19 protein-coding genes are annotated in these 16,139 nt (G+C 46.5%); 11 read left to right on the top strand and 8 right to left on the bottom strand.

Annotation, left to right across the window (positions count from 1 at the left end; translation table 11 throughout):
• Positions 1 to 17: 17 nt before the first annotated feature.
• The 3 genes from A4V09_RS21755 to A4V09_RS21745 form a co-directional block, all read right to left on the bottom strand.
• Positions 18 to 872: a carbohydrate ABC transporter permease gene (locus A4V09_RS21755; RefSeq protein ID WP_065544169.1), complete on the bottom strand. Its 855-nt coding sequence runs from the start codon at positions 870 to 872 to the stop codon at positions 18 to 20.
• Between the two features lie 10 nt (positions 873 to 882).
• Positions 883 to 1,740: a carbohydrate ABC transporter permease gene (locus A4V09_RS21750; protein ID WP_065544913.1), complete on the bottom strand. Its 858-nt coding sequence runs from the start codon at positions 1,738 to 1,740 to the stop codon at positions 883 to 885.
• An 85-nt stretch (positions 1,741 to 1,825) separates the two neighbouring features.
• The gene (locus tag A4V09_RS21745) at positions 1,826 to 3,070 is read right to left on the bottom strand and encodes an ABC transporter substrate-binding protein (protein WP_065544168.1); all 1,245 of its coding nucleotides are present in this window, start codon (positions 3,068 to 3,070) and stop codon (positions 1,826 to 1,828) included.
• Between the two features lie 192 nt (positions 3,071 to 3,262).
• Here A4V09_RS21745 and A4V09_RS21740 point away from each other — a divergent pair, with 192 nt between their 5' ends.
• Both A4V09_RS21740 and A4V09_RS21735 read left to right on the top strand, forming a co-directional pair.
• Complete coding sequence (locus A4V09_RS21740) at positions 3,263 to 5,089, top strand: sensor histidine kinase (protein ID WP_065544167.1); 1,827 nt, start codon at positions 3,263 to 3,265, stop codon at positions 5,087 to 5,089.
• Positions 5,064 to 6,665, top strand: a complete 1,602-nt coding sequence (locus A4V09_RS21735) for an AraC family transcriptional regulator (protein ID WP_065544166.1) — start codon at positions 5,064 to 5,066, stop codon at positions 6,663 to 6,665. The genes A4V09_RS21740 and A4V09_RS21735 overlap by 26 nt, the downstream gene beginning before the upstream one ends.
• Positions 6,666 to 6,685: 20 nt before the next feature.
• Here the strand turns inward: A4V09_RS21735 and A4V09_RS21730 are convergent, their stop codons facing one another.
• Positions 6,686 to 8,005, bottom strand: coding sequence for a sodium-dependent transporter (locus A4V09_RS21730; protein ID WP_065544165.1), 1,320 nt, complete (start codon positions 8,003 to 8,005; stop codon positions 6,686 to 6,688).
• A gap of 205 nt (positions 8,006 to 8,210) precedes the next feature.
• Here A4V09_RS21730 and A4V09_RS21725 point away from each other — a divergent pair, with 205 nt between their 5' ends.
• Positions 8,211 to 8,849 carry a trimeric intracellular cation channel family protein gene (locus tag A4V09_RS21725; RefSeq protein WP_065544164.1) on the top strand — a complete coding sequence of 213 codons (639 nt, stop codon included), beginning with the start codon at positions 8,211 to 8,213 and terminating at the stop codon, positions 8,847 to 8,849.
• A 120-nt stretch (positions 8,850 to 8,969) separates the two neighbouring features.
• Positions 8,970 to 9,416, top strand: a complete 447-nt coding sequence (locus A4V09_RS21720; protein ID WP_065544163.1) for a GatB/YqeY domain-containing protein — start codon at positions 8,970 to 8,972, stop codon at positions 9,414 to 9,416.
• A 127-nt stretch (positions 9,417 to 9,543) separates the two neighbouring features.
• On the opposite strand, the gene A4V09_RS21715 is transcribed toward A4V09_RS21720, so the two are convergent.
• Together A4V09_RS21715 and A4V09_RS21710 are read right to left on the bottom strand one after the other, a co-directional pair.
• A complete protein-coding gene (locus A4V09_RS21715; protein WP_065544162.1) occupies positions 9,544 to 10,566 on the bottom strand; it encodes an SDR family oxidoreductase in 1,023 nt (340 codons plus the stop codon).
• 147 nt (positions 10,567 to 10,713) lie between these two features.
• Positions 10,714 to 11,508: a SagB/ThcOx family dehydrogenase gene (locus A4V09_RS21710; protein ID WP_065544161.1), complete on the bottom strand. Its 795-nt coding sequence runs from the start codon at positions 11,506 to 11,508 to the stop codon at positions 10,714 to 10,716.
• A gap of 249 nt (positions 11,509 to 11,757) precedes the next feature.
• Between A4V09_RS21710 and A4V09_RS21705 the strand changes: the two genes are divergently transcribed.
• Positions 11,758 to 12,213 carry a helix-turn-helix domain-containing protein gene (locus A4V09_RS21705; protein WP_242963886.1) on the top strand — a complete coding sequence of 152 codons (456 nt, stop codon included), beginning with the start codon at positions 11,758 to 11,760 and terminating at the stop codon, positions 12,211 to 12,213.
• 223 nt (positions 12,214 to 12,436) lie between these two features.
• Here the strand turns inward: A4V09_RS21705 and A4V09_RS21700 are convergent, their stop codons facing one another.
• Together A4V09_RS21700 and A4V09_RS21695 are read right to left on the bottom strand one after the other, a co-directional pair.
• Positions 12,437 to 13,117, bottom strand: coding sequence for a nuclease-related domain-containing protein (locus A4V09_RS21700; protein ID WP_065544160.1), 681 nt, complete (start codon positions 13,115 to 13,117; stop codon positions 12,437 to 12,439).
• Positions 13,118 to 13,160: 43 nt separating this feature from the next.
• Complete coding sequence (locus tag A4V09_RS21695) at positions 13,161 to 13,508, bottom strand: helix-turn-helix transcriptional regulator (RefSeq protein ID WP_065544159.1); 348 nt, start codon at positions 13,506 to 13,508, stop codon at positions 13,161 to 13,163.
• A gap of 197 nt (positions 13,509 to 13,705) precedes the next feature.
• Here A4V09_RS21695 and A4V09_RS21690 point away from each other — a divergent pair, with 197 nt between their 5' ends.
• From A4V09_RS21690 to A4V09_RS24730, 6 genes are all read left to right on the top strand, one after another.
• Positions 13,706 to 13,897, top strand: coding sequence for a hypothetical protein (locus tag A4V09_RS21690; RefSeq protein ID WP_065544158.1), 192 nt, complete (start codon positions 13,706 to 13,708; stop codon positions 13,895 to 13,897).
• Positions 13,894 to 14,097, top strand: coding sequence for a hypothetical protein (locus A4V09_RS21685; protein WP_065544157.1), 204 nt, complete (start codon positions 13,894 to 13,896; stop codon positions 14,095 to 14,097). The genes A4V09_RS21690 and A4V09_RS21685 overlap by 4 nt, the downstream gene beginning before the upstream one ends.
• Positions 14,098 to 14,391 carry a hypothetical protein gene (locus tag A4V09_RS21680; RefSeq protein ID WP_065544156.1) on the top strand — a complete coding sequence of 98 codons (294 nt, stop codon included), beginning with the start codon at positions 14,098 to 14,100 and terminating at the stop codon, positions 14,389 to 14,391.
• A 659-nt stretch (positions 14,392 to 15,050) separates the two neighbouring features.
• Complete coding sequence (locus A4V09_RS21675) at positions 15,051 to 15,386, top strand: hypothetical protein (RefSeq protein ID WP_065543344.1); 336 nt, start codon at positions 15,051 to 15,053, stop codon at positions 15,384 to 15,386.
• Between the two features lie 9 nt (positions 15,387 to 15,395).
• Positions 15,396 to 15,941 carry a hypothetical protein gene (locus A4V09_RS21670; protein ID WP_065544155.1) on the top strand — a complete coding sequence of 182 codons (546 nt, stop codon included), beginning with the start codon at positions 15,396 to 15,398 and terminating at the stop codon, positions 15,939 to 15,941.
• Positions 15,942 to 15,954: 13 nt separating this feature from the next.
• Complete coding sequence (locus A4V09_RS24730; RefSeq protein ID WP_157123516.1) at positions 15,955 to 16,131, top strand: hypothetical protein; 177 nt, start codon at positions 15,955 to 15,957, stop codon at positions 16,129 to 16,131.
• The last annotated feature ends 8 nt before the right edge of the window (positions 16,132 to 16,139 follow it).

Raw genomic sequence — 16,139 nt, 5'->3', positions numbered from 1 at the left:
ATTCTTTTCCTCCCTGTTTACGCTTTCACTCCGCCTGCCATAATACCGTCCATGATCTGTTTTTCAAACACCGCCACAAACAGAATGATCGGCAGAAGGATGATCCATCCCATTGAACTTACCAGATCCCACGGCACGCCGTACATATTGTCCCGAAGCGGAAGCTGCACAATAGCCACGGACAGCACCTGAATGCCGTTGGAGTAATATAATGGTGTAAAAAAGTTGTTCAGGCATGTGATAAAGTTGATAATGCACACCGTTGCAATGGCCGGCTTCATCAGTGGCAGGACCACCAGAAACAGCCTCTGGGAAAAGCTGGCACCGTCTATAGCAGCCGCCTCCTCCAGGGATACCGGTATCTCTGACACAAAATTCCTGAGGATCAGTACAGTAAAGGGGATCACCGCACTGATATAGAGAATGATAAGTCCCGGATAGGTATCATACAGCCCCACCTTGCGCATGAACTCATATAAAGGTCTGGCAGTCACCACCTCAGGGATCAGCATGGTAGCAATAATAAACGCAAACGAAATACTGACAGCCTTTGACTGAAACCTTGAAAATCCATAGGCAGCCATGGCGCACAGCACAGTACTGACAACCAGGGTCACGCCTACAATTAATACTGTATTTCCTATTTTAGCAAGTAATCCTACATTTTCAATCAGAAATTTATAGCTTTCCAGTGTGGGATGTTCCGGCAAATACTGGATGGGCGTCTGAAACAGTTCACCCGGCGGTGTGATGGAGGAAATAAATATCCAGTACACCGGAAAAAGTATGAGAAAAGCCACAACTGCAAACAGCAGCCATCTGCCGGCTGTCACACATCCCCTGTAAATTCTGTATTTCTTGGTATCTCTCATGTTCACCCTCCTAATCAGACATCTTGCTCATAACCTTTATATTGAACCAGGAAAACAGCGCCATCACAATAAACAGCATCACCGCCAGCGTGGCTGCGTACCCCACATTCAGGTTGGTGAATGCCTCCATGGTGATCCTGTAGGCGATCAGGGACGTGTCCTCCCCCGGTCCTCCTGACGTCATGGCATATACCAGGTCAAAGGTGGTCAGCCTCCAAAGGGTAAATGGAATACACAGGGTGATCACATTGCGCGTGATCAGGGGAAGTGTGATCCTGAAAAAGCTCTGTATACCGTTTGCGCCGTCCACTTTAGCAGCCTCATAGATATCCCCGGATATGAACTGCAGGCCTGACAGTATCAGTATGGCAAAGAACGGCAGGTCTTTCCACAGGTCCATGGCGATCACCGCTGCCCTGGCAGACCCGGTATTGATCAGCCAGTTAAACTGGAAATCCGACACAAACCGGCGGATAAAATCATTGATCATGCCATAATCATTGTTGAACCCCCATTTTGCCGCCATACCGATGACGACTGCGGGCATAGCCCAGGGGATCAGCACAATTGTCCTTAAAAACCTGCGCCCCTTAAACTTCATGTTCAGAATAAGGGCCAGGGCTACGCCCAGGATAATATGGAAAACCATGGATACCACCACAAAAATCACGGTAAAGCTCATGGACGAAATAATCTTGGGGTCCTTAAACACATTGACATAATTGCTGAGTCCCACAAACTCATTGACCCCTGAAAGCACCTTAATGTCAAACAGGCTGTTTTTCAGGGTCGCCCCGATGGGATACAGCGTCGTAAATCCACGGATCAAAATAACCGGCAGGATCAGGATCCACGGTATCCATTTCATTGATTTTTTACTGATTGTCAATTGGCTCCTCCTCTCTAAAAAGGCACCGCGGGACAAGAATCTGCTGCGGTGCCTGTACCTGACTTTATTTCCTGTACTTATCCACCAGCTCCTGTGCCTTTTTGCAGAAATCATCCACAGTGATCTCATCTTTCATACAGGACTGGTAAATAGTTCCCATATCGGTAATGAATTCCATGGTCTGAGGAAGCATGGGACGTCCCTGTACCTTGCATTCCTCTGCATATCTGCTGTACATCTCCTTTGCGGGGTCCGTGTCCGGCACCACCTTTGCAGCCACATCAGCCCTGGCAGGATAGCGGTCAAATGCCTTGTAGGATGCTTCCATACCGCCCTCCTCAGCCATATATTTCAGAAATTTCTCTGCTGCCTCCTTGTTCTTGGAGGCCTTGTTCAGCACATAACTCCAGGAATCCGTAAAGATGGCGCGCTCACCCTTTCCGCTGAAATCAGGGACCATTGCCATATGTATCTTATCCTCGCCAAGCATATCCGCCTTCTCGTAGTCTGTTCCCAGCCCCCACATGAACCAGCTTCCGTATTTTCCGTCATTGGCCTTTGGATTCATCTGCTCATATTTATCAGCGATCTGGTCAATCGGTGTCTGTCCGTTCTGTACCATGTCATGCAGGAACCGGATGGCCTCTTTGTTTGCCGGGTTAGTCCAGTCAAAATAGTCGCCGCCGAACATGTTGACAAACTGGGCAACCTCATTAAATACATAGGTCTTTTCCCAGGAACCGCCGTATCCGTATCTGCCGTCCTTTGAAACAGCTTCCATATATTTCATGAAATCTTCCTTGGTGTCAATGGATGTAATACCCACCTGGTCCATGATCTCCTGGTTGACCCAGAAAGCCAGATATCCGGAATATCCGGGCACGCCCACAATGTTTCCGTCTTTGTCTGTGATCATGTCTTCCAGATAACCCTGCGGGAACTCACTCCGGATATCCTCTGTCATAACCGTATCATTCAACCCCTCCAGCCAGCCGGAATTTTTAAATGAAGCGCTCATCTCATCATTGATCTCTATAATATCCACACTGCTGTCGCCTGTGGAGAGGATGGTGGTGATCTTCTGCTGACGTGTATCGGAATCCGTGGGTGCTGCAATGACATTGAGCTTCAGCCCTGTGGCATCTTCCACATTTTTCTGCCATTCATCAAAGTCAGGGTCCGTGGTGTTGATACTGTAGAGGGTCAATTCATGATCCCCCTGGGCATCACTGGAATTTCCGCCGCAGCCTGCCAGCAGTCCGGCCGCCATTGTCACTGTGAGTAATACACTTACTGTCTTTTTCTTCATACTTCCTCCATTTCCGGCATTTTCATTCGTGCCGTCTGCATTTTTTATTGATAGCATAAAAATACCAGAGATAACCCTTTTTCTAAATACAATATTTTTTGATTCGTTTATATTATTTTTATCTCTGTTGAAATGGGGATTGCCTGTGTTCTATAATGAAAATCACTAAAACAAAGGAAAAAGGAGTCCGTTATGAAAAAATACTCTGACCGGATAAGGTCCGTCTTTTCCCATTTTCAGGCAAAGCTGCTGCTGGCCTTTCTCATCTGCACGCTGCTGCCCCTGGGCATCATTGGTTTTATCTTCTATCATGTAACTTATCAGATTGCGGAGGATAAGATCATGACCTCTGCGCTCCTGGCAGATGACCAGTTGAATGTCCAGATGAATGACCGCATACGGCAGACGGAAAATGTAGCCGATTCCATTCAGTATGATATGTACACCCTGTCACAGACAGACAGTTCCTCCACGCAGTCCCTGTCTGTATTCGGCAGTGTGAGAAACGATATCTCCATGTTTAAGACAACCTTTGGCTATTATCATATTTCCATATTTCTGCCCCGGGATCAGACAGGGGCAGACGAAGGCCTTTACTTTTATCCCCTGGAGGAACTGGAAAGCTTCCGCATTCCCGAAAAAAAGAGGCTTAATCCCGGCACGGACTCCATCTGGTTCTACCATCCCGATATGCAGATCCCTTTCATCCTGTCCGAAGGTTATACCGCAAGGGATGTACTCGTGTGCTGCCGGCTTCTGCGCAACCAGGGCACCGGTGCCACAGAGTATGCTTATACCATCCTCATAGACCCCTCTGAATTCTCCGACGCCCTTGCCGATACCTTCAGCGATACGGACATCACAAGCTATCTTGCGGCAGAGGACGGCACTATCATGGCGCACAGCCATGGGGCCCTCTGCGGCACTTCCCTGGATGCAGATACCCTGAACCTGATCACAAAAGAAGAGACAGGCACCTTAAAGGAAGGAGATATCAGTTATCACACAGCAAGGCTGGACAACGGCTGGTATCATGTTACGGAGATCCCCGGCAGCTACATAAGGAAAAACACCCAGATTCTTCTGAAGACCCTTGTATTCACCCTGCTGGTGTCCCTGCCGCTTACGGTTCTTGTCATCATCATGATTTCGGGCAACCTGGCAAAAAGGTTAAAAAAGCTATCCCTGGCCATGGAAACCTTCCATCTGGGAAAAAGCGCACACTACACCGTTCCGGAGCTGGCACCCCCTGCAAAGTCCCCCTCCTCTTATGACGAGATTGACCGCCTTGGGGTCACGTTTCGGAACATGCAGGAATCCCTGAATCAAAATATGGATTCCATCCTGGAACTCTCCCTCTCGGAGGAACGGCTGAAATACCAGCTACTCCAGTCCCAGATCAACCCGCATTTTCTCTACAACATCCTGGGATCCGTGAAGACCTGTATCAGCCTTAGACGACTTGAAACTGCGGAGCAGATGATTTCAGACCTCACGCAGTTTTACCGCCTTACCCTGCGCAAATCCGGAGACCTGATCCGCATTGAGGACGAGCTTGAGATCGCCCGCCTGTATCTGGAAATGGAAAAGCTGTGCCACAAAGACAGCCTGACCTGGGAAATCCATGCGGAGGACGGTATCCAGAACTTCCTCATATGCCGCTTTACCCTGCAGCCGTTTCTGGAAAACAGCATTCAGCACGGTATCTCCCGGCAGACCCCCTGCGTACACATATCCCTGGATGTCTCTTACGGTGATGATACGGTCATTATTACCATAACCGACAGCGGAGCCGGTATTGCGCCCAGACAGCTGGAAGAACTGCGGGCCACTCTGAAAAACAAAACCGTTGATCATCAGAAACACTTCGGCATCGGAAACGTAAACAAAAGACTCTCCAGCCCTTCCTTCGGAAACGGAACCGTTCACGTGGAAAGCAGGCTGAATCAGGGAACAAAAATAATAATTACATTTGAACAGATGGAGGACAGCGATGAAGAAAGTAATGATCGTGGATGACAATACCCTCTCCTCTGAGGGTATTGTCCAAAATATAGACTGGGAGCTTCTGGACGCGGAAGTCATCCACGTGGAGAACAACGGGGATTCCGCCATAGAATCCATGCGGCGTGCCCCTGTGGATTTGATCATCTCTGATATTGAAATGCCCAACCTGGACGGAATCTCCATGAGCAGCCTTGCCCTGTCCATGAATCCCCTGGTAAAAATCATCCTGATCAGCGCCTATGACAAGTTCGAGTACGCCAAACGCGCCATCCGTCTGGGCGTCTGTGACTATATTGAAAAGCCTCTGGACTACAGCTATCTCACGGAAAAAATACGCAATGCCTTCAGCATCATTGACAGGGAACGGCACAACCGGGAACTTGTGGAGCAGAGCCGCCCCCTGATGACAGAAAAATTCTTCACAGACCTGCTTCATTATTCCGGCAAGGACGCCGCTGCCCATCTGGGGCGCTATCCCGGATACCTGAACTTAAACCTTGACTTCTCCTGCTTTAATGTTCTGAAACTGGAGGTGGAAAATGCCTCCTCCGCGGAAGATGAACTGGGCATCACCCAATACCAGATCGAACTTTTGAACGTGTGTGACTTGTTAGCGGAACAGTGCGCCGTTTTCGGGCAGGTTTACTTTGTAAAAGAATTCAACGGCGTGATCGCCATCCTTGCACAGAACACAAGCAGTTCCAATCATTTTCTCCAGGCTGCCCACAAAGCGGTCCTGGGGCTGATGGAAAAGTACCGGGAAGGACTTTTTTCTCTGAATGTAGGCATCGGCACTGTGGTGGAGGATTTCTGGAATCTACATATCTCCTATGAAAATGCCTCCCACGCACTGAAATACCGTTTTTTCTTTCCTCACAAAAATATCTTTGACGCACGGGAGGCTCTCGGCCGGGAATTCAGCCTTTTCTCCTTCTCCGAATCGAAAGAGGAGGAACTTATCCGTCTCCTGTGCCAGAAAAACGCGCCTGCCATTGAGGAATGGCTCCGTGGATTTTTCCAGGAGATCTCCCTGAAATACCAGACCAAGAACATTGTATTCGTAAGGATATACTCTCTTCTGGGACGGATCCTGAAATTCTTATACGAGCTGAACATTGACACCGGGGACCTGGAACATGATATCATCTCTGTTTACAACCATTTTGAACTTTTCAATACCTATGAGGAATTCTATAAATGGATGAATCACCTCTGCCTTCAGGTCTGCCAAAAGCTGGACACCTCACTCCAGACTTACCATGACCAGATCTGCGGGCTGGTACTTAGCTACATCAGGGAAAACTTTGAGGACAACACCCTCTGTCTAAACGATATTGCAGGACATGCAGGTGTAAGCCCGGCGTATCTCAGCGCACTTTTTAAAAAAGTATATGGGCAGAGTATCAGCGACACCATAGCCGCCCAGCGGACAGAAGCTGCCTGCCAATATCTGAAAAGCTCCAACCTGTCCCTGAAAGAGATCAGTATCCGGTGCGGGTACGCCAACCAGTATTATTTCAGCAACAGCTTTAAAAAGAAAATCGGAATGTCACCCTCCGCATACAGAGAGCAGCATTCCGAAATATAAAAAACTATAGTTAAAAATCTTTATCCAATCCCTTTGTAGATAAGACCCAGGATAAACACAATCACCGCAAGAGGCACGTACAGATACTTTGCAGCCACTTGGAAAGCTTTTGGCAGGGGTTTCTTCCTGCCCTCCTCCAGTTCCTCCTTTATCTTGTCAAATCCAAGGATATAGTAGATGGAGACCGCACCCAGCACGGCGCCGAACGGCACAATGATAATGGTGATAAAATCCATCCAGTGCCCCACTTTTGACTCCTCTTCCAGAAACAGCCCCACCGCCAGCGCAACCCCGCCGCAGAGGGCAACTGCTTTTGTCCTCTGGAAGCTGAACTTATGCTGCCAGCTCTCGATCACCGCCTCAAACATATTGATGAGGGATGTAATTCCCGCAAAGCATACGGAAAGGAAGAAGATAACAGCAAACAGTCGTCCCATTGGCATCTGCTTGAAGATGTTCGGGATCGTGATGAACATCAGGGACGGCCCTGCGGATGGTTCAATCCCAAACGCAAACACAGCCGGCATAATAGCCAGCGCTGCCAGCATAGCCGCAATGGTATCAAAAACCGCTGTCTGTATGGAGGACTTGGGGATATCCTCCTTTTTGCTCAGGTAAGAGCCATAAACGATCATTCCTGAACCGGTAATAGACAGGGAGAAGAAAGCCTGCCCCATAGCCATGACCCAGGTATCCACCTTTGCCAGTGCCTCCCACTTTGGCACAAACAGGAAGCGGTATCCCTCATGGGACCCCGGCAGAAAGAACACCCTCACCGCCAGAATGGCAAAGAGGATAAAAAACAAAGGCATCAGTATTTTGTTCGCTTTCTCAATCTGGCTTGCCGCGCCTGTGATCAAAATGATCACTGTAATTGCGATCACAATCATATGCCAGGGCAGATTCTTCATATTCGCAGTGACCTGACCGAAAAATTCAGCGGAATCCTCTGTGAGCACCACATTCGTCACAGAGCCCGCCAGGAAACGGAGCACCCAGCCGATGATGATAGAATAACCGATAGCGATCCCCATAGATCCCAAAAGAGGGATCCAGCCCAGCACTTTTCCAACTGTCCCCTTCTTTCTGGATGCCCAGCAGTATTCATAAGACCCCAGCGTTCCTGTTCCGGCCCTTCGTCCTATGGCAAATTCAGCCGAAAGGCCTACAAAGCCAAACAGGCAGATAAAGATGAGATAGGGGATCAAAAAAGCCGCGCCCCCGTATTCTCCCAGTCTGTAAGGGAACATCCAGATGTTCCCAAGCCCCACCGCAGACCCCACACAGGCCAGTACAAAGCCCAGGGAATTGGTGAAGCTTCCATTTTTGTGTTTCTGCATTTTCTCTCCTCCGTGTGATCCGGCTGCAGGGACAGCCAGCTTTCGTCCCCTGACCGGTTGATGCGTTAGCTTTTTAAAGTATGTAGCATTAATGTATCAAACCAGGCAAAAAAAGTCAAATCCAGTTTTATTCTCTCCATTACTGACGATTTTTTTACATGTATACCGTATAATAAATAATAAAATCTATTTCAAAGGGGAAAATATGGATACCTTTATCTTTATATTGGAAATGATCGGGACAGTGGCCTTCGCCTCATCAGGGGCAATGATCGCCATTGAGAAGAAAATGGATATTTTCGGAGTCAATATTTTGGGGGCTACCACGGCGGTAGGCGGCGGTATGATGCGTGATATTATTCTGGGCATCACACCTCCCACTGCTTTTGCCAAACCAGTCTATGTGCTTTTTGCCATCCTGACCGCTACCCTGCTCTTTGCCATCACCTACACGAATCCGGAAATTCTAAAGTCCAGGGCCAAGAACAAATATTATGATAATGTCATGATGCTCTGCGATACTTTCGGACTGGGTATTTTCACTGTGGTAGGTATTCAGGCCGCCGCAAGTGTTGTGACGGAGAATAATACTTTCTTTTTTGTTTTTGTTGGTGTTCTGACCGGTGTTGGCGGAGGTGTGCTTCGGGATATCCTGGCAGGGGAGACGCCTTATATTCTGGTACGTGAGATTTATGCCTGCGCTTCCATTGCGGGGGGAATTGTCTGCGTTGTGTGCAGGGACTCTATGGGGGAACCGGCAGGAGTTATACTGGGGTTGATCGTTACGGTGGTCATCCGGTTGTTGGCTTCTTATTTCAGGTGGAATTTGCTGAGAGTGCGGTGAATTTTCACAAAATAAAATGTGGCACCCTCCCGATTATAGTGGTATACTAATAAGCTAGAACGCAGACAGCATCCTCACAGATGCCTGCTGCCATGAAAAAAAGAAAAGGAGATTCCGACAATGAGTAAAATTGATGAAGTGAGAAAAGCCATGGTCGCTGCCATGAAAGCAGGCGAAAAAGAAAGAAAAGAGTCCTTGTCCATGCTGCTGTCAGCCCTGAAAAACAAAGCCATTGACAAGAGAGAAGACCTGACTGAAGCGGAAGAGAATGAAGTGGTATTAAAAGAGATCAAACAGACCAAAGAAACTCTGGAACTGACTCCTGCAGATAGAAGCGACATCTTTGATGAGTGCACAAAACGAATTGCCGTCTATGAAGAATTTGCTCCCAAGATGCTCAGTGAAGAGGAAATCAAAGAAGTTATTGAGGGCGTACTGAAAGAACTGGCAATTGAAGCCCCTACAGGTAAAGATAAAGGAAAGATCATGAAGGTACTGATGCCGAAAGTAAAAGGTATTGCAGACGGCAAACTGGTCAACCAGGTTCTCGGAAATATGATGAAATGACATATAGGAACAATACTGCGGACCGGCTTTAGAAACCCGGTCTTAAAAGTCCCTGTTTCCCACAGTCAGCAATGGCCGAAGGATACTGTTCTATCCTTCGGCCATAACTTTACCACTTCTCTGTTTCTTATCTTCCTGCTCTCACATATTCTTTTGCCTGTTCCAGCGCTTCCACTACCCTGTCACAAAATGCATCAAACACCGGGTCCAGGATCTGGCATTCCGGGTGGCTTTCAATATATGCAAGACTTTCCCTGACGCCCTGGTCAAAACGCTTTTCAGCAGAAAATCCGGGCACCAGCCGCTTCAGCTTATCATTTAAGAACACCACAGAATTGGATTTATCCCCCATCATGCTTCCATTGTAATCATAGTCACTGCAGCTATCCAGAAAATCGCTGGATACCCGTACAGGATGAAGCTGCACGCCAAGCGCGTCCGCAACTGCCCGGTAAATCTGGTTCCAGGTCAACGTCTCATCTGAGGTGATCTGCACAGCCTCCCCGATGGCATGGATATTTCCCATAAGTCCCACAAACCCCTTTGCAAAATCAGAGTTATGGGTCACAGTCCAAAGTGATGTGCCGTCCCCCGGTATCAGCACAGGCTTTCCCTCTTTGATCCGTCTGACCACCTGATAGCTTCCGTTGTCCCCGTGTAATCCTATGGGAACATTCCGTTCATCATAAGTATGGCTTGGACGCACAATAGTCACAGGAAATGCCTCTTCCCTGTACTTTTTCATAAGAAACTCCTCACAGGCGATCTTATCCCTGGAATACTGCCATTTGGGATTGGAGAGGGGCGTCCCCTCTGTCATTCTGTAATCAGAAGGGGGCTTCTGGTATGCAGATGCGGAACTGATAAAAATATACTGTCCGGTCCTGCCTTTAAACATCCTGTAGTCACGCTCCACATGTTCCGGCGCAAATGCAATAAAGTCCGCAACCACATCAAACTTCATGCCTTCTGTGAGTCTGCACACCTGCTCCTCATCCTCTATATCCCCGGTTAGCCCCATAGCTCCCGTGGGCAGCTCTTTGTTTCGTGTTCCCCGGTTCAGCAGATACACTTTATGCCCCTCTGCCAGCAGTCTTTTGGTAATTGCCATGCTGATCGTCCCGGTGCCCCCAATAAATAGCACTCTCATCTGTTTTTGTCCTCCCTGGAATCATATGATTACCGGCTTTTACTTTGCCCGGCCTGTATCTTTTATTATAGCCCGGAGAAATGCAGTGTACAAGCCTTTACTTTTGCTTTCTTCTCTCTTTGGCACAGGTTTCACACCCCTGCCCTGCTACTCCTTGGCCACAGCCTTCCCCACACTTGCCGCGTACACTGCGCACTCATATTCCTCCCCGGCAGACGGTCCCGGTGCAAATCCCAGAAGCTCATCAAGGCTGTCCTGGTCATAGGCACCAATGGCACAGGTTCCGCAGCCAATGGCCTCACATGCCAGATACAGATTTTCACACACATGTCCTGCATCCAACAGGATGTACTTATGTGCCTTCATGCCGTACCGCCATTCTGTCCGGTAGGGGATCACGCTCCACACAAATGTCACAGGCGCTGAGGCCGCAAAATACTGTCCGCAGAGCGCCTGGGTCAATTCCTCCTCAAAATCCTGTCTCTCATCCCATACCTCAAGGGCATGTTCCAGGGGAAGATAGTGGTAGATCCCTTTCTCAAGTCCGTCCACATGATTCACAAACAGGTATGTCTCAAAGGCGTGCCGGCAGCCGGCTGAGGGAACATTCCTGAGCGTGGCAAGATGGTTCTTTCCAATCACTCTCCTGATTCCCTGGACAGCCCACAAAAGAAGAGACAGCTCTCTTAAGGTAACTGCCTCGCCGCTGTATTTCCTCCTGCTCACCCTGCTTTGCAGAAGGCAGAACAGATCCGCATTTCCCGCAATCCCATCAAAATCCATTGTCAGAGATATGATGTACTCTCCCTTTTTCTCCTTCACAAAAGGCACTTCCGGAAGCTTCTGCTCCTGGTCCGTGGCCTCGGCCCCGGCATCGGAGACATTATAGGCCTTTAACAGTTCCCGGTTCTGCATGATTTTATATTTTGTCTCATCATTCATTTCCTAATCCTCCCTGTCCGTTCTGCCTTTATTATAACAAAATCCTGGTATCCGTACAATCAGATTCCCACCCGTTACGTTTACGTCCCATGTCCCGGTAGACGTTATCCCCAAGGAGATGCTGCGCGCTGTGCAGCAGAATCCCTAGTCCGTCAGGGGCAGAATGCAATTCATTTTTACTCTACGCAGCGTAGGTTGTGTTTTTGCTCCCGGTAACGTACTATAAAGAAAAAACAAAGGAGTTTGATTATGAATCACTATATCACCGGCAGCACCATACGGGAGCTGCGGGAAAAAAAGAAAATGACCCAGACAGAGCTTGCAGGCAGGCTGGACGTAAGCGACAAAACCATATCTAAATGGGAAACTTCCAAAGGCCTTCCCGACATCAGCCTGATCGAACCTCTGGCTAAAGTGCTGGGCATATCCGTGGTGGAGCTGCTGACCGGGGACTGTGTCTCCAACAGCAACATTTCCAGCAATATGCTCCGCTCAAAGCTCTATGTCTGCCCTGTATGCGGAAATGTGATACACACCATGGGGGAAAGCGTTGTAAGCTGCTGCGGCATCACCCTTCCTGCCCTGGAAGCCGAAACCGCAGATCCAGGACACACCTTTACCACACCTCCGGACGCTTTGAGCTTGTCAAGCTCTATCCCGAACAAAGCCCTGAATTCAGATTTCCCCAAAAGGGGCATGGCATAATACTGCAGCCGGCATGGGCTGATGAAAATAAAAATATAAAAAACCGCCTGGATTTTACACGCCGGGCGGACACAAAAAGAAAAGCACCGTCCCCGCAGCTCCAACTCTGCAAAAACAGTGCTTTTTAGTGCGCCTTCAGGGACTCGAACCCTGGACAAATAGATTAAGAGGAAAAATAGCCTTAAATATCTGATTACGATACTTTTTTACCTGATAGACAAGTTTATTTATATTTCTTATTTATGTTATCAATGTGTGCTTTTTTTTGTTCCTTTGATACATTTGTGTACGGTAATAACTTTTCGTATATGGTATTTATTTGTTCCTGGGACAGTAAGTCAATGTGCGGTTCTTTCAAAAAATTGCGTAGTTGACTCATATCGAATACATATGTGTTGTTATCAGGCAATGATACCTTTTTAATTGTTGCTCTGTTGAACACAATTATAGATTTAAAGTAATTTTCTGGTATAGATGATAGTGTATTGCTCAAATATTTTATGTGAGTTTTATTTTGCCAGATTGGGTTGTAAAAGAAATACTTATTTTTGTTTAATGTTTGGCACCATTTTTTTCTGTATGCATCTCCAAATATCCAACCTTTATAATTTTTATTTTCTATAACCCAGATTCCCTTTTCTGTGATTGCGACAATATCAATTTCTGTTGTTTCACCATTTGTTTTTGGTATGTAACAGTTATATATGATTTTATGAGGATATTTTACTAATTCAAACTGGCGTGATGTTTTATATTCTCCCAGTGCTCCATCGTCAGTTAGGATTTTCCATAGTCCTTCTTTGTGGCTTTTGCCATAATCGGTTTTTCTGTATGCTACGCTTCCCCAGATGTATATGATCAGTAGGCCTATTACAAAGCATATTATACTTGTCGATGTATTCATAAATATATTCCTCCCATGATTCTCCAATTTTTATTTATTTTTTTTAGCCAGTCCTTGAAGATGATAATTCTTCCCCTTCTACCCTCTGTGACGTTATTTCTGGGATATCCAGAAGCTTTTTCGTGGCTTGTTGAATTGCTGGGTCTGCTTTTCTGTAGGCCATGATGATGCTATTTTCCTCTTTTGAAAGTTCTGTACATTCTTTTCCAAAGATAATGTATTCCGCAGTCGTTGCGAATATATCGCACATCGCAATCACCTGTTCAACCGTCGGTTTTGCTTTTTCATTTTTCCAGTCTGTAAGTGGGCTTTTCTTTAACCCTAATAAAGCTCCAAATTCTTTGCCATTTAAACCTTTTTTTTCGCATAAGTCTTTAATTCTATTGTACATAGTCATCCTTTCAATAATTGCGAAAATTACGCAATTCTCTATTGACATTGCGATATTTTCGCATTATAATTAAAATATAAAAAGTGATACCTTTTCACTTTATTAATATTTAATTTTACCATGTATCTATCAAAAAGACAATCGTATTTGTGCAAGGTTACTATGCCGGGCCGTGCGAAAAAAAAGGAGGAAAATGCATGGAAACCTTAAAAGAGTATCGTTATAAGATTGTTCGAGAAGACCTTTTGACCGGAGAACAGGCAAAGCGTGGGCGGGTAATACTCCGCTGGGAGCCGCTGGACGTTGGCGGCCTGTATATGCATCTGTATGGCAAATCCGGGGCATATCGTGTTTTAGCTTGCATCAGTGAGGAGGAGGTCGAGTTATGACAATGTTAAATAAGATTTATGGATTTACAGATTATCATATCTTTGATAATGGTTCTTGGATGATTGAACAGTGTGTAGATGATGGATTGCGTTATACCTGTAATATCCTCCGTGATGGCACTGTGTGTGTCTTTGTTGAGACTACGGACAAATTCCCGAGGTTGGTCACTTCCTATAAGTATAAAGAGGAGTTGGTTTAAATGATAAAAGTACCAAAAAATAACGCCAAATCCGTCCGCATGTCAGATACAGTTTTAAAATATGTTGAATCTCAGGATGGTGAGGGATTTAATCAGAAATTTGAAAATATGGTCCTATTCGCCATGAAGACCGAACAGGACCGAAAAGACCGGATAGCCTTTCTGGATGCCGAAATATCCCGCAAGCGTGATATCCTGCAAAGTCTCCAGGCGATGGATAATAAGCTCGTCTGGATCAAGCGGGCACTGAACAGTTTGGGTGACCAGGTGTCCGGCCTGGTTGATGATGTGTAACTCATTTATCCCGCTGCGACGTCGGTTGCCGGCATCCTGGTGAGATACAAGATAGTATGTAACTCATTTATCAACCTGGCCTCCGGCTCCAGCTCCCCGATTTGAGATACAAAGTTGTAAATGCACGTGCACCCGTGCTTTACATAGATTTAAGTAACTAATGTGTGGCCGGGGCACCAACACCGCCCTGGCAGTCCCTAAAAACCTTAATCCTACCTTGCAACAAAGCAATCTTTATCCGCCGTAACCTTGAGGCGCTCTCCCCCTTTTTCCTTGGGCGTTGGCGCGTAAGCGCTATAAACCAGCGTCCCGCTTTTTGGGCACCCGGGCGCCGGGTCCCATGGGGCGGTGGGGCGCCGGGTGAGCGGTCGGGGCCATCATGCAGTGCACTGGGTGACGTAGTAGTGGTTGAGGCAAACAATTAAAAGGGGGATTTTATGTATATCAGTGTTTATAACATGTACATCCTGTTTGACAAGCTGTCTGCTTTATCAAACGTCCGCTTTTTTGCTCTTTTATTTACGGCTGTTGCTTTGTTTTTTTATTATGTCTGGTATAACATGTAATCCGCCTGTTTATAGGCTGGCGGTTTATATAGATAACAAATTATTATGTTTTGACTGTCTTGCTTATATGTAGGACAGCAGAGAGGAGAAAAAATGAACACACAAAGAATTTTGTTACTGTACGCTGGGGAATACGATATGAAGGCTAAGGATACCGGAGAGATCGTAAAGGGCTGTACATTTAAGTATCTTTTTTTTGGTGAAAAAGGTGAACTGTTAAAATCTCATTATGATCAGGTAGGAGGAGTTGGTTATCAGCCCGCCAAATGTACTGTTGATTTTGACAAAAGAAGTCAGGTTGTATCTGCTCCGGCAATTTATGATGCAGAGTTTATCATGAAGGTTGGTAGTGATGGCAAACCCGTCCTGGTTGTTGATACGTTGCATTATCTTTGTGATGCAACCTTTGGTATGCTTGAAAAGAAATAGGTGGTATATATGCAGGAACAGGTAGAAACGATTGAGACTACTGGCTATTTACCGCAATTTGATTCCCTTCATCAGGATTTGATTGGTATTCAGGGATCGCTCACTGATATACAATCTGCCCTGGCGGAAACGCCATATACAGATGTTTTTACGCTGATACAAGAAAAGCTGGAATTGATCGACGGGAAACTGGTTGAACCTGTCTTAGTAGAAGATATGTTATGTGTCCCTGTCTATCAGCAATTGCAGTCAGAAGAAAGTGGTGGTACTGATGAAAGTGTACAACAGGAAGACCCGGAAAAAGAAACTCCTGTTACAGATAATCCAGAAAAAGCTGTTGAAAATAACCCTGCCATTGAACCAGCGGTTACAGCCGACTATACAGAGGATATACAAGCTCTGCTTTTGGCTGTTAAGGATGTGAATAAGCATCTCGAGAAGGTAGAGATCTATCAGCAGAATATGCAGAATATCCAGATTCCTATTATGGGCTGTGTAGCTCTTATATTCGGCGGAATCCTGGCTCTTATATGCAGTAACTATATTAAGCATTAAGGAGGTAAGACCTATGGAAAAAGTAGTACATACAGCAGAGGTTTTATCCTCTGCCGCAGAAGTCCTCCCGTTAGGGGAGATCGCAAAACTTATGATTTCATTTATCCCTGTTGGCTTTGTCTTAGGCTTCATCTGCCTGTTATTGGGGCTTTGCATTTCCGGGATAATGAAAATATTTAAAAGGGTATAACCCGGAAA

The sequence above is a fragment of the Blautia pseudococcoides genome, assembly GCF_001689125.2.
GTDB lineage: Bacteria > Bacillota > Clostridia > Lachnospirales > Lachnospiraceae > Blautia > Blautia pseudococcoides.
Note: the sequence above shows the minus strand (reverse complement) of the source record. Positions and strands in the feature narration are given on the sequence as shown.

Bases quoted from the DNA above. Each gene is read 5' to 3' on its own strand.
- A4V09_RS21685 (WP_065544157.1), top strand. From the start codon at position 13,894: ATGACAATGTTAAATAAGATTTATGGATTTACAGATTATCATATCTTT.
- A4V09_RS21690 (WP_065544158.1), top strand. From the start codon at position 13,706: ATGGAAACCTTAAAAGAGTATCGTTATAAGATTGTTCGAGAAGACCTT.
- A4V09_RS21670 (WP_065544155.1), top strand. From the start codon at position 15,396: ATGCAGGAACAGGTAGAAACGATTGAGACTACTGGCTATTTACCGCAA.
- A4V09_RS21715 (WP_065544162.1), bottom strand. From the start codon at position 10,566: ATGAGAGTGCTATTTATTGGGGGCACCGGGACGATCAGCATGGCAATT.
- A4V09_RS24730 (WP_157123516.1), top strand. From the start codon at position 15,955: ATGGAAAAAGTAGTACATACAGCAGAGGTTTTATCCTCTGCCGCAGAA.
- A4V09_RS21695 (WP_065544159.1), bottom strand. From the start codon at position 13,508: ATGTACAATAGAATTAAAGACTTATGCGAAAAAAAAGGTTTAAATGGC.
- A4V09_RS21700 (WP_065544160.1), bottom strand. From the start codon at position 13,117: ATGAATACATCGACAAGTATAATATGCTTTGTAATAGGCCTACTGATC.
- A4V09_RS21680 (WP_065544156.1), top strand. From the start codon at position 14,098: ATGATAAAAGTACCAAAAAATAACGCCAAATCCGTCCGCATGTCAGAT.
- A4V09_RS21720 (WP_065544163.1), top strand. From the start codon at position 8,970: ATGAGTAAAATTGATGAAGTGAGAAAAGCCATGGTCGCTGCCATGAAA.
- A4V09_RS21730 (WP_065544165.1), bottom strand. From the start codon at position 8,005: ATGCAGAAACACAAAAATGGAAGCTTCACCAATTCCCTGGGCTTTGTA.
- A4V09_RS21710 (WP_065544161.1), bottom strand. From the start codon at position 11,508: ATGAATGATGAGACAAAATATAAAATCATGCAGAACCGGGAACTGTTA.
- A4V09_RS21675 (WP_065543344.1), top strand. From the start codon at position 15,051: ATGAACACACAAAGAATTTTGTTACTGTACGCTGGGGAATACGATATG.
- A4V09_RS21725 (WP_065544164.1), top strand. From the start codon at position 8,211: ATGGATACCTTTATCTTTATATTGGAAATGATCGGGACAGTGGCCTTC.
- A4V09_RS21755 (WP_065544169.1), bottom strand. From the start codon at position 872: ATGAGAGATACCAAGAAATACAGAATTTACAGGGGATGTGTGACAGCC.
- A4V09_RS21705 (WP_242963886.1), top strand. From the start codon at position 11,758: ATGAATCACTATATCACCGGCAGCACCATACGGGAGCTGCGGGAAAAA.
- A4V09_RS21740 (WP_065544167.1), top strand. From the start codon at position 3,263: ATGAAAAAATACTCTGACCGGATAAGGTCCGTCTTTTCCCATTTTCAG.
- A4V09_RS21745 (WP_065544168.1), bottom strand. From the start codon at position 3,070: ATGAAGAAAAAGACAGTAAGTGTATTACTCACAGTGACAATGGCGGCC.
- A4V09_RS21735 (WP_065544166.1), top strand. From the start codon at position 5,064: ATGAAGAAAGTAATGATCGTGGATGACAATACCCTCTCCTCTGAGGGT.
- A4V09_RS21750 (WP_065544913.1), bottom strand. From the start codon at position 1,740: ATGAAATGGATACCGTGGATCCTGATCCTGCCGGTTATTTTGATCCGT.